This window comes from Pseudomonas sp. TH37 (genome assembly GCF_016650735.1).
Classification (GTDB): domain Bacteria; phylum Pseudomonadota; class Gammaproteobacteria; order Pseudomonadales; family Pseudomonadaceae; genus Aquipseudomonas; species Aquipseudomonas farris.
The window spans coordinates 884,019-895,849 of record NZ_JAEKFD010000002.1; the positions used below are offsets into that span (position 1 = coordinate 884,019).

The following is an 11,831-nucleotide window of genomic DNA, read 5'->3' on the forward strand; positions in this document are numbered from 1 at the left end:
GAATGGCAGAAAGTTCGATGGTCACCCGAAAATTACCGAATAGCGTCGCCACTGATCCTTTTCCGTTTGCACCGGGTAGGGCATAGCTGGTATCTGTACGCATAACCAGTACTCGTTTGCCATGGCCCTTTTGCCCGTGATTGTAAATCCTCTCGATGATCCGTTCTATTACTTGAACAACTTCATGCAAGTGCTTGATTGGCTTGAGCATCGTTATGCCGATGTGTTGAGCGTCGAGGAGCAGGATTTCATCCGCGACTTCAATCGACTGCCCCGCGAGTCCCAAGCCCTGCTGGTCAGACTGGTGATGCGCAAGGGCGTGCATTTCAGGGCCGGCAAACTGAGTTACGTCGAGATCGGCGACATCGACAGCGCTGCGGCGCCGCTACTGGCATCGGGCTGGATCGACCAGCAGTCTCCGTTGCACATCGAGGACTTGTTCGAGGTATTGCTCAAGGCCGAGATTCTCCAGTGCTTTGGCAGCGCCATCGATCAGCCCAAGGGCAAAAAAACCGATTGGCTGCCGACCCTGAGCGAGCAGTTTCCCGAAGCGCAAAGTTTTGCCCAATGGTGTCCGGCACTGAATGACCGGTTGTTCAGCCTGACCGTCATGGGCCTGTGCGACCGGCTGCGACTGATGTTCTTCGGCAACCTTTACCAGGACTGGTCGGAGTTCGTGCTGGCCGACCTGGGCATCTTTACCTACGAAAAAGTCGAGTTCTGCGCCGAGTCCCGAGGCTTGCGCAGTCGCGAGGACGTCGATGCCTGCCTGTTCCTGCACAACTGTCAGCAGCGTTTCGAGGCCGGTGAAGACGTGACGACGATTGTCGAGCAGATCAACGGTCTGCCGCTCGACAATCCCTGGCTGCAAAGACGTCGCGGCAAACTGCTGTTCCAGATCGGTCAGCATTGCGAGCGCGTCGCGGATTTTTCCACCGCCCTGAGCCTCTACCGCGAATGCGCCTACCCCGGCGCGCGTCTGCGGCTGATTCGCGTGCTGGAGCGCTGTGCTGAATACCAACTGGCTATGGACCTGGCCACCCACGCCGAGCAAGCCCCTGAAAGCGCTGCCGAGCATCAGCATCTATCGCGTGTGCTGCCCAGACTGCGGCGCAAACTGGGCGGGCCGCCGATCAAGCGGCCAGCCCCTCGGGCCATGCAGCGTCTGGACCTGCAACTGCCCAGGCACGATCCGGCGTTGTCGGTGGAGTCTTACGTTCAGGCCCACCTGGCGGACGATTCGGCGCCGGTGCATTACGTCGAGAACAGCCTGATCAACTCACTGTTCGGGCTGCTGTGCTGGCCGGCGATCTTCGCGCCTTTGCCGGGGGCGTTTTTTCACCCGTTCCAGCGCGGGCCGGTGGACCTGCTCAATGAAGACTTCCATGCGCGGCGCGCGGATCTGTTCCAGGCCTGCCTCGCCGAACTCGATGACGGACGTTATGTGCAAACTGTCCGCGAGCGTTACAGCGCCAAGTGGGGCGTGCAGTCGCCGTTCGTCTTCTGGGGCGTGCTGAGCGAGGAACTGCTTGAGCAGGCACTCGACTGTCTGCCCGCAGAACACCTCAAGCACTGGTTCAATCGACTGTTGCTCGACATCAAGGCCAACCGCGCCGGCATGCCGGACCTGATCCAGTTTTGGCCGCAAGACAAAACCTACCGCATGATCGAAGTCAAAGGCCCCGGCGATCGGTTGCAAGACAATCAATTGCGCTGGCTGGAATTCTGTCACGAGCACCAGATGCCGATCGCAGTGTGCTACGTGCAATGGGCGGAGCAGGGCGCGTGAGCTACAGCATTGCGGTGCGGGCGCTGTGTGAATTCACCGCCAAGGTCGGCGACCTCGACTTGCGCTTCACCCCGTCACCGACTGCGCTGGAAGGCATCGTCGGGCATCGCACCGTGGCGTCACGGCGCAGCGAGGGTTACCAGAGCGAGGTCGCGCTTGAGGGCCAGTATCGAACCTTGACCGTGAAAGGCCGGGCGGACGGCTACGATCCGGCGCAAAACTGCCTCGAAGAAGTCAAAACCTACCGTGGCGACCTGGGCAAGCAACCGGCCAACCACCGGCAGTTGCATTGGGCGCAGGCCAAGATCTACGGTGGGTTGATGTGCCAGAAACTGCAGTTGGAGCAGATTAATCTGGCGCTGGTGTACTTCGACATCGTCAGCGAAAAGGAAACCTGTCTGGTCGAGGCCTTCAGCGCCACCGAATTGCAGCTGTTTTTCGAGCACCATTGCGGATTGTTCCTGCACTGGGCCGAGCAGGAAATGGCCCATCGCGAAGGGCGCAATCTGGCGGCGCAACAGCTGGCATTTCCCCATGCCGATTTTCGTCCCGGACAACGGCATCTGGCCGAATCGGTGTTCAAGGCTGTCAGCACTGGTCGGTGCCTGATGGCCCAGGCACCGACCGGTATCGGCAAGACGGTCGGCACGCTGTTCCCGATGCTCAAGGCGCTGGCGCCGCAACAATTGGACAAGGTGTTTTTCCTCACGGCGAAAACCCCGGGGCGCAAATTGGCGCTGGACGCCGCGCAGGTCATCCTCGACAGCGCCGACGCTCCGCCATTGCGAGTCCTTGAGATGATCGCCCGGGACAAGGCTTGCGAGCACCCGGACAAGGCCTGCCATGGCGAGTCGTGCCCGTTGGCCCAGGGCTTTTATGATCGTTTGCCGGCCGCGCGCCAGGCCGCCAGCCAACTGAGCCTGCTGAACCAGAGTGCCTTGCGCGAGGTTGCCCTGCAGCACGACGTTTGCCCCTACTACCTGAGCCAGGAAATGGCCCGCTGGGCAGACGTGGTAGTCGCTGACTACAACTACTATTTCGACTTCAGCGCATTGCTGTTCGGGCTGGCCCAGGCCAATAACTGGAAAGTCGCCGTGTTGGTGGACGAAGCCCACAATCTGGTAGAGCGTGGCCGGCAGATGTACAGCGCCAGCCTCGATCAGGCGACGTTGAACAGCGTGCGAAAAACCGCGCCTGAGCCACTGAAGAGATCCTTGCAACGGGTCAATCGCGAATGGAACGCCCTGCATGATCAGCAACTGAGCCCCTATCAAGCCTACGACAAAGCCCCGGAAAAACTGCTTCAGGCGCTGTCCTTATGCTGCGCGAGCATCGGCGACTACCTCAATGATCACCCTCAGGGCCTGGACAGCGGGTTGCAGAATTTTTACTTCGACATGCTGCAATTCGGCCGTGTGGCTGAACTGTTCGATGAGCATTTCCTGTTCGACATCAGCAAACGCGACCTCGACCGCAAGCGCAACCTGTCGCAACTGTGCCTGCGCAATGTTGTGCCCGCCGCTTTCATTCGCCCGCGTCTGACTGCTGCGCGTAGCTCCGTGCTGTTTTCCGCCACCCTGAGCCCTCGGCATTACTACGCTGATTTGCTGGGAACACCGGCGAATACAGTCTGGATTGATGTGGAGTCGCCGTTCAGCGCCGAACAGTTGCAAGTGCACATCGTCAGCCAGATTTCGACCCGCTATATCCATCGTCAGGCATCCCTTGAACCCATCGTCGAGCTGATCGCCAAACAGTTCACCCAGCGCCCCGGTAACTACCTGGCGTTCTTCAGCAGCTTCGATTATTTGCAGCAAGTGGCCCAGTTGTTGGCCGAACGGCATCCGCACATCACGCTGTGGTCGCAGTCCCGGGGAATGGGGGAAGGGCCTCGTCAGGCGTTTCTCGATCAATTCACCGTCCATAGTCAGGGCGTAGGGTTTGCGGTGCTGGGTGGCGCATTCGGCGAAGGCATCGATCTGCCCGGCGCGCGATTGATTGGTGCATTCATTGCCACCCTGGGTCTGGCGCAACTGAATCCGGTCAACGAACAGATGAAACAGCGCATGGCGGCGATTTTCGGTGCCGGGTATGACTACACCTACCTGTTTCCTGGGGTGCAGAAAGTCGTGCAAGCAGCGGGGCGGGTGATCCGCACTCAGCAGGATCAAGGGATAGTGATGCTGATCGATGACCGGTTTGGCGAGAGCAAGGTCAAGCAATTGTTGCCGCGCTGGTGGTCAGTTGAATCGACGCAATCTCCTTCTGTTCTGTAGGAATATTTACTTTATAAAACAGTGACATATCTTGAAAGACACGCTCATTTGAACAAACCACGAAACAGCGCTTTATTCAAAGGGCAGCAATCACTTTCAAGCGAATCTTTGATAAGGAAATCAAGGTATGTCAGCAGCCCCGAATATAACCCCGAATTACACTTACACCCCAGAGCAGGTCACTGCAGCATTCACTGAAATCACCGCGACGCTGTTCACCGGCATCACTACTGAGGCAACCCCGAAAATGCTGGTCGTTGCCGGGCTGCAAGGGTCAGGTAAAACGTATCTGTTGGAAAAAAGCCTCCTGCCCTCGAAACGCTACGACAACTACGTTCGTCTGTACCTGCCCGACTACCGAAAAAAACACCCTCAATACGCCGAGCTGATCAAACTCGGTGTCCTGCACGCTTATGAGCATACGGAAGCATTTGTCCGGGACGTCATCACGAAGATCTTCGCAGAGGCGTTTACGCGCAAATACAACATAATCATGGAATGCGCATTCGACAGCACCGATTTCATTGCTTTTCCACCCGTGGTGACGGCAGCCGGCTACCAGGTCGAGACCCATATCGTCGCCTGCAATCAAGAGTTCGCTCATGCATCGAGCATCAAAAGAGCACTCAAGAGCCTGGAAAAGCAGGAAATGGAAAGGTTCGTCACTGTGTCGATGCTGGATGCCAGCATGAGTAACGCACAGGCGATCATCCTGGCCTGCGAGACGGCTGCCAAAGCGGTCAGCGGCTCGCAAATCACCTTGTACGAGCGCGGATTCGGGGCATTGAAGGAACGGACCTTGCGCGCTCAAAGCACTTATACCAAAGCCGCCGACGGGAGCTTGACCATCGCAGGAACAACGGCGCCTTATACGTACAGCGCCTACGGGAGGATCGTCGACAATCACATCTACACCATGAGTGATCGCGACGAAATGATAAAAGAGTGTCATCTGGCACTGCTCAAAACCCAGACCTACGCTGAGCACGTGCCGGACTTTGTCTACAACGATCTGTACGCCTATATCGTCAAATACGTGTACCGATAATCCATCGCGCCACTGCGGCATACCAACGTATTGGTTTTTTGAATTTCCAAACGTGCGGTTTGTCGCATACTCCAGAAGAACAACAATAAGGGCGGGATCCATGAGCGATGACCGGACCAAGACCAATGCCATCGAGGAGATGCGCTTTCGTCTGTTGATCGATGCCGTGGTCGACTATGCGATCTACATGATTGACCCCGATGGCATCATCACCAGTTGGAACGCTGGCGCCAAGCGTTTCAAAGGGTATGAGGAAGCGGAAATTCTCGGCCAGCATTTCTCGCGTTTTTATACCGAGGAGGATCGCAAGGCCGGTTTGCCTCAGCGCGCTCTTGATACCGCTATTCACAAAGGGCGTTTCGAGGGTGAAGGCTGGCGGGTTCGCAAGGACGGCACGCATTTTTGGTCCCACGTCATCATCGATCCCATTTTAGATCCGTCGGGCAAATTGCTGGGTTTTGCCAAGATCACCCGGGATTTGACCGACCGCAAAATCGCTGAAGAAACCCTCAAACAAAGTGAGCAGCAGTTCCGGCTGCTAGTGCAGAGCGTCACCGACTATGCCATCTATATGCTCGCCCCGGATGGACGCCTGACCAACTGGAATCTGGGGGCTCAGCGAATCAAGGGATATCGGCCCGAAGAAGTGATCGGCCAGCATTTCTCGATGTTCTACACCCCTGAAGACCGTGAAGCCGGTGAACCGCAACGGGCGCTGGAAATTGCTACGCGCGAGGGGCGATTCGAAAACAAGGCCTGGCGCATGCGCAAGGACGGCACGCGGTTTTTCGCGCATGTGGTGGTCGACCCGATTTGGGGCGAAACCGGCACGTTGCTGGGATTTGCCAAGATCACTCGGGATATCACCGAGGTCACCCAGGCCCAGCAAGCGCTTGAAAAAACCCGAGAAGCGTTGTTTCAGGCGCAAAAGATGCAGGCCATCGGTCAACTCAGCGGAGGAATTGCCCACGACTTCAATAATTTGCTGACCGTTATCCTCGGCAATCTGGAAATCATTCGCAAACGTGCGGCGGACGACCCGAGAATTACCCGTTTGCTCGACAATGCCACTCAAGGCGCCTTGCGTGGCGTTTCCTTGACCCAGCGCATGCTGGCGTTTGCCAGGCGTCAGGAACTCAAGACCGAATCCGTCGAGATACCAACGCTGATACAGGGGATTACCGGGCTGTTGCGCAGTTCTCTGGGGCCGTCGGTGAGCATAGAAACGCGCTTTGCGCCTGGACTTGAACCGGTCATGGCCGACGTCAATCAGCTCGAATTGGCGGTACTGAACCTGGCGACCAACGCCCGCGATGCCATGCCCGACGGTGGAAAACTCATCATCAGAGCCCAGACAGAAGAGGTCTGCGATCAGTCGAGATTAGCCCTGGCGCCAGGCCGCTATGTCTGCCTGAGTGTCACGGATATAGGGGAGGGCATGGATGACGCTACCCTGGCGTCGGCAATGGACCCTTTCTTCACTACAAAAGGCGTCGGCAAAGGCACTGGCCTGGGGTTGTCGATGGTTCACGGGTTTACTGAACAACTGGGTGGACGTTTCATCCTCAAAAGCCAGAAAGACGTCGGCACCACCGCCGAACTCTGGTTACCTGTTGCGCTAGCCGACTCGACCACCGAACCCGCTGTTGAGGAGGCCGCCATGTCGCGGGTGCCTCGTCTGTGTGTGTTGGTCGTGGACGACGACAGTCTGGTGTTGACCAGTACCAGCCTGTTGCTTGAGGACCTGGGCCATCGGGTAATCAGTGCAGCATCCGGCGCACAGGCACTGGAGCTGTTCGACAGCGAGCACGACGTTGACCTGGTCATTACAGACATGGTCATGCCCAAGATGAGTGGCGCGCAATTGGCGCAGGCTATTCGGGTGATAAGGCCACACCTGCCGATCATTCTCGCCACCGGTTACGCCGAGCGCCTGGAAGGCTTCGCGACCAGACTTCCACGCCTGTCCAAGCCCTTTACCCAACTTAATCTGGTAGAAGTCATTGCCTTGGCGATGAAGTGAGTGCTCCTTTGTGGCGAGCGAGCGAGCGAGCGAGCTTGCTCGCGCTGGCCTGCATAGCGGTCCCAAAAATCTGACAACCATTGCCGATTTTTATGAGCGCTACGCACTCAAGCGGGAGCAAGCTCCCTCGCCACAGGTTTCTCACTGACTCAAGACTCTCGCAAGTCATTCGCCGGGCTTTGCTATTCCCTCCATCAAGCAGCGAGATCGGGCGCGCCCAGCTCTTTTTTGTATCGGGCTTTCAGGCTTTCCATCTCCGCCCCCAATTCGTCGAGCGTCGTTTTGCCCAGCAGTTTTTTGGCCTGAGGAAACATTTCCTTTTCCTCTTCTTCAATGTGATGTTCCAGCAACTCCTTGACCACTTTCACTCGACCGGAAAATTCGACGGTAGAGGGATCAGTGGTTTTCAGGTCGGGAAGCACCAGCGTGTCGACGGTGCGATGTTCTTCCTTGGCTTCGTAATACATGATGTCCTGCTCCTTGCCCCCGGCTTTTTTATACGCCGGATACAAGACTTCCTCTTCCAGACGGGTATGGATCTTGATTTCCATTTCCAGTTTTGCCAGCAACTCGGTGCGCTTTTTAACCCCACGCTCGGTGGATTCGCTCAACTGGGCCAGGATTCCTTTTACGCGTTCATGGTCGGCTTTCAACAGGTCAATGGCGTTCATGGTCAAACCTCTTGTCTAGTCACGGGGCACGCGCAAACGGTCTTGCTGCCGTTGTCGCTCACACTGCTGGAGCATTTCTCGTGCCTGTTTCAAGGTTTACCAAAAAACCATGAAAAACAGAGGGATGTGATCGAATAGAAACGACGTTTGTCGTGCAACCTGCATGAATATTTGTTGCTGTCCAATGCAGGTTGACCGAAGGGGGAAACCGTCAGACGTCTTGCTGATTGCGCCGCTCATAACGGGCCAGCATCGGTTGAGTACTGATGCCATGCGCCAGAATGCTCAGCGCCACCACCGACAACGTCAGGTCGGTGCACAGCGTCGCCGCCGCCGGACCGAGGTCATGGTTCAAGGCGTAGAACAGGTAATAAAAGCTCCCGATCCCGCGAATCCCGAACCAGCCGATCAACAGCCGCTGACGGCTGTCTAGCAAGCGCCCCCACGGTATGAGCCATACGCAAAAGGGACGAATGACACAGAACAACACCAGCGCAACCACCAACGCTCGCCAATCCCAGTGGCCCACCAGCACGACGCCCAGCAGGGTGACCAGAAACACTTCCATGGCGCGCTCCACCAAACTGCCGAATGCCAGCATGTCGCCCATCATGATGCCGGCCGCGACTTGGGTTTCTGGCAAATTCGTTACGTCGCCGTGGACGGCAGCCGCAGGTTCGACGTTCTGGTGGCCAACCACCGGTTGCACCAGATGCTCGGCGGGAATCCGCGCGTCGCCGGTGGATTTGACTTCGGCCTGCCGCAACCCGAGGCCGGCGGCGAATACCGATAAAAAGCCATAGGCATGGATCTCCTCGGCCGCGACATAAGCGAGGGCGATCAGCGCCAGGGTCAGGTAATCGTTGGGAGAAATGGTGCTGTCGGCATTGCGGATGCGCATCGACAAGGTCAAGCGACCTATGCCGTGGCCCATCCAGTAACCGGTGAACAAACCGGCAGGCACGGCCCACAGCACACTTTTCAATGCCCACTCACCGAGCCAGGCCTCGCTATTGCCGCTCTGTTGCACAAACAACAAACCGAGGATCACGAAGGGGAAGGCGATGCCGTCGTTGAGGCCCGCCTCACCGGAGAGCCCGAAACGCACCGAATCGTAATCCCTGGCGTCGTTGACTTGCACCAGCGAGGCCAGTACCGGATCGGTGGGGGCCAGAATCGCCCCGATCAGCAGCGAGGGCCCCCAGGCCAGGGCAAAGCCGTAATGCAGCAAAAGGCTCACGCCAATGATGGTCAAGATCATCACCGGTCCCGCCAGGCCGAATGCTATTCGCCATTGGCGATCCTTGAGCGGCAGGCGCAATTTGAGTCCGCAGACAAATAGCGAAAAGAGCACCGCGACCTCAGTCAGGTGCTCCATCCAGACCGCCGCGTCCTTGATGTCCAGCTTCAGCAAACCCAAGCCCGCCGGACCGATCGCCACGCCCAGCGCCAGGCACACCGCCGACGTGGTCACCGGCATCCAGCGCAGATAGGACGAGGTCAGTGCCAGGGTCAGCAGCACCGCACCCAACACCGCCACCCATACAATGAAGCTCATGCCCGGTTCTCGGAGGTGTACCGCCGATCGCCGGCGGATGGCGGACTCAGGATAATCACACGCCGGTCACGCGCACGTACTCAGGTCCCAGATAGTTGAACCAGAGCAGAATCATCTCCACCAGGATAGTCACTAACACCAATAGCCCGACGCCCCATACGCTCGCCGCATTCAGCAGGCCTTCCTCCTTGCGCTCGTGCATGAAGATCGGCAAACCGACGAACAGCAGAAACGTTGAATAGAGGGAGGCGGCTCCCAGCACCGTAATCGCCAGCCAGCGACTCGGGTAGAGCCCGGCGATACCTGCGAGGAAGAATGGGGTAACGGTGTAGGCGGCAAAACCGATGCACTGATTGACGTTGGGGCGTGAGTCGAAGGTGCGCGACATCCAGCGGATGAACAGCCCCATCAGCACCACGCCGACAATGATGCTCAGGTACAGCAGCCCGCAGAGTTGCAGGGCGCTGGAGGCACTGAGTTTGACCGTTTCGTTCTCGGCCAGGCTCCAGCCGACGTAGGTGGTCCCGATAAACAGACACACCGCGGGGATCAGGGCGAGCAACAGCAAATGAGCGAGGTAATGGCGCGGATGCGCTTCCTCTTCCTTACGAATATCTGTCCAGACGAAATTGGGCTGAGTGAACAGCCTGACGAAAGGTGCGGACATGACGACCTCCATATAGCGAGCGGCCCGGCATAGGAGCCCCTAGAAGTATTGAGGTGCATCCATCGCCGGGGGTTCATTTTTTATCAGGGCATCATGGGCGGTCTGCCGGAGCCTGCGATCGGCCCTGTAGCAGCTGCCGAGCCCGCGAGGCTGCGTTCGGCTGCGAAGCAGTCGTAAATCCTGAATGCACAGTTTCTGCTCAAACACTGCGGTGGATGGTTTGGCGACTGCTGCGCAGCCGAACGCAGGCTGCGCCAGCTGCTACAGGTCAGGTCAGAGCATCGGCTTCGCTGTTCCTGCATACACTCAACTCATGAGTTAGGCTCAATGCGATGCAAGAAACTCGATGAGGAGTTGCTCATGAACACCCAATCGCTCGTTGCACTGGCACTATCGTTGGCATGTCTCGCAGGCTGCGAAAACAAATACGAAGTGAATGAGAAAAATTGCGAGCCGAAAAACTTCATGAAGCTGCCGGACGATCAGAAGCGGGAAGCCTTCATCAAGGCTTGCATGGAGCGCATAACGCCTTGAACGGGATTCGATACTGCGCATATCGCCCAGAAAAAAACCCGATGCACTGGCATCGGGTTTTCGGCGTCTAGCTGAGCCGTCAGGCCTGGCGGTTACGCAAACTACGCTCCATCCGCGCGATCCCTTCCTCCAGCAGCGCCCGCGGGCAACCGAAGTTCAGGCGCACGAACTGCTGGGCGTTATCGCCGAAATCCAGCCCGGCGCTCAGGCCGACCTTGGCTTGTTCGAGGAAGAAGTGCTGCGGGTTGTCCAGCCCCAGTGCCGTGCAGTCGAACCACGCCAGGTAAGTGCCTTGGGGTATGTTCATGCTCACACCCGGCAACCGCGTGCGAACCGCCTCCACCAGATAATCCCGATTGCTTTGCAGGTAGGCCATGAGCTCGGTCAGCCACGGGCCGCCTTTACTGTAGGCAACGCGGGTGGCTTCCAGGCCCAGCGGGTTGACGCTGTCGACCATGCCGCAACGGGCGCTGTTGACCCGATGGCGCAGTGCCGCGTCCTGAATGATCATGAACGCCGTCTTCAAACCGGCGATGTTGTAGGCCTTGCTCGCCGACATCAGGGTGATGGTGCGCTTGGCGATTTCTGGGCTGAGCGAGGCGGTCGGAATGTGTACGCGCCCGTCGAAGCACAGCTCGGAATGGATCTCGTCGGAGATGATCCAGGCGTCCTGCTCCAGACAAATGTCGGCGACTGCTTGCAGTTCTTCGCGCGGGAAGACCTTGCCCAACGGATTATGCGGGTTGCTCAGCAGCAGCGCGCCGCCCCCTTGCAGCGCCTCGCGCAAGGCATCGAGCGGCGTCGCATACGTACCATCGGCCAACACGTCGAAGTCCAGTTCGACCTTGTTCAACTGCCAGTGGCCCGGTGCATGGCGCAGCGGCGGGTAGTTTGGCGTTTGCACGACCACGTTCTGCTGCGGCTGAACCAGCGCATGCAGGGCCATGTTGAAACCCGACTCGATACCCGGCAGGAAGACCAGCTCCTGAGGTTGCACACGCCAGGCGTACTTGTTCCAAAGGTCGGCGACGATGGTGTCACGCAAGTCATCCTGCGCCACGCTGTAACCGAGCATCGGGTGTTCCAGGCGTTTTTGCAGCGCCTGAATGATCGCTGGTGGCGCGGCAAAGTCCATGTCGGCGACCCACATCGGCAACACGTCGGCCGGGTAGCGGCTCCATTTGGTACTGCCGGTGCCATGGCGGTCGAACACCTGATCAAAATCGAAAGTCATGCTCAGTCTCATAAAAGGCAGGGGGTTAATC

At 58.0% G+C, this 11,831-nt stretch carries 9 protein-coding genes; 5 read left to right on the forward strand and 4 right to left on the reverse strand.

Translation table 11 applies throughout. The annotated features are described in order from the left end of the window. Window positions 1–121: 121 nt before the first annotated feature. The 4 genes from JFU11_RS09010 to JFU11_RS09025 all read left to right on the forward strand — a co-directional run bounded on the left by JFU11_RS09010 (window position 122) and on the right by JFU11_RS09025 (window position 7,136). The gene (locus JFU11_RS09010) at window positions 122–1,789 is read left to right on the forward strand and encodes a VRR-NUC domain-containing protein (protein ID WP_123722796.1); all 1,668 of its coding nucleotides are present in this window, start codon (window positions 122–124) and stop codon (window positions 1,787–1,789) included. Beyond that, complete coding sequence (locus JFU11_RS09015; RefSeq protein WP_201060419.1) at window positions 1,786–4,065, forward strand: ATP-dependent DNA helicase; 2,280 nt, start codon at window positions 1,786–1,788, stop codon at window positions 4,063–4,065. Before JFU11_RS09010 ends, JFU11_RS09015 begins: the two co-directional genes overlap by 4 nt. A gap of 127 nt (window positions 4,066–4,192) precedes the next feature. Next, window positions 4,193–5,113, forward strand: coding sequence for a zeta toxin family protein (locus tag JFU11_RS09020; protein ID WP_201060420.1), 921 nt, complete (start codon window positions 4,193–4,195; stop codon window positions 5,111–5,113). Window positions 5,114–5,213: 100 nt separating this feature from the next. After that, complete coding sequence (locus JFU11_RS09025) at window positions 5,214–7,136, forward strand: PAS domain-containing sensor histidine kinase (protein WP_201060421.1); 1,923 nt, start codon at window positions 5,214–5,216, stop codon at window positions 7,134–7,136. A gap of 194 nt (window positions 7,137–7,330) precedes the next feature. Here JFU11_RS09025 and JFU11_RS09030 read toward each other — a convergent pair whose 3' ends face one another. The 3 genes from JFU11_RS09030 to JFU11_RS09040 all read right to left on the reverse strand — a co-directional run bounded on the left by JFU11_RS09030 (window position 7,331) and on the right by JFU11_RS09040 (window position 10,032). Further along, a complete protein-coding gene (locus JFU11_RS09030; RefSeq protein WP_201060422.1) occupies window positions 7,331–7,807 on the reverse strand; it encodes a hemerythrin domain-containing protein in 477 nt (158 codons plus the stop codon). Window positions 7,808–8,018: 211 nt separating this feature from the next. After that, window positions 8,019–9,365 carry a sodium:proton antiporter gene (locus tag JFU11_RS09035; RefSeq protein ID WP_201060423.1) on the reverse strand — a complete coding sequence of 449 codons (1,347 nt, stop codon included), beginning with the start codon at window positions 9,363–9,365 and terminating at the stop codon, window positions 8,019–8,021. Window positions 9,366–9,420: 55 nt separating this feature from the next. Next, complete coding sequence (locus tag JFU11_RS09040) at window positions 9,421–10,032, reverse strand: Yip1 family protein (RefSeq protein ID WP_123722790.1); 612 nt, start codon at window positions 10,030–10,032, stop codon at window positions 9,421–9,423. A 360-nt stretch (window positions 10,033–10,392) separates the two neighbouring features. On the opposite strand from JFU11_RS09040, the gene trbK reads away from it, so the two are divergent. Next, a complete protein-coding gene (trbK, locus tag JFU11_RS09045) occupies window positions 10,393–10,566 on the forward strand; it encodes an entry exclusion lipoprotein TrbK (protein WP_123722917.1) in 174 nt (57 codons plus the stop codon). Window positions 10,567–10,645: 79 nt separating this feature from the next. Here trbK and JFU11_RS09050 read toward each other — a convergent pair whose 3' ends face one another. Continuing rightward, window positions 10,646–11,800, reverse strand: coding sequence for a PatB family C-S lyase (locus JFU11_RS09050; RefSeq protein WP_201060424.1), 1,155 nt, complete (start codon window positions 11,798–11,800; stop codon window positions 10,646–10,648). Between the last annotated feature and the right edge of the window lie 31 nt (window positions 11,801–11,831).

Coding starts and splice junctions, on each gene's coding strand:
- JFU11_RS09010 (WP_123722796.1), top strand. CDS start 122: ATGGCCCTTTTGCCCGTGATTGTAAATCCTCTCGATGATCCGTTCTAT.
- JFU11_RS09020 (WP_201060420.1), top strand. CDS start 4,193: ATGTCAGCAGCCCCGAATATAACCCCGAATTACACTTACACCCCAGAG.
- JFU11_RS09025 (WP_201060421.1), top strand. CDS start 5,214: ATGAGCGATGACCGGACCAAGACCAATGCCATCGAGGAGATGCGCTTT.
- JFU11_RS09030 (WP_201060422.1), bottom strand. CDS start 7,807: ATGAACGCCATTGACCTGTTGAAAGCCGACCATGAACGCGTAAAAGGA.
- JFU11_RS09035 (WP_201060423.1), bottom strand. CDS start 9,365: ATGAGCTTCATTGTATGGGTGGCGGTGTTGGGTGCGGTGCTGCTGACC.
- JFU11_RS09040 (WP_123722790.1), bottom strand. CDS start 10,032: ATGTCCGCACCTTTCGTCAGGCTGTTCACTCAGCCCAATTTCGTCTGG.
- trbK (WP_123722917.1), top strand. CDS start 10,393: ATGAACACCCAATCGCTCGTTGCACTGGCACTATCGTTGGCATGTCTC.
- JFU11_RS09050 (WP_201060424.1), bottom strand. CDS start 11,800: ATGACTTTCGATTTTGATCAGGTGTTCGACCGCCATGGCACCGGCAGT.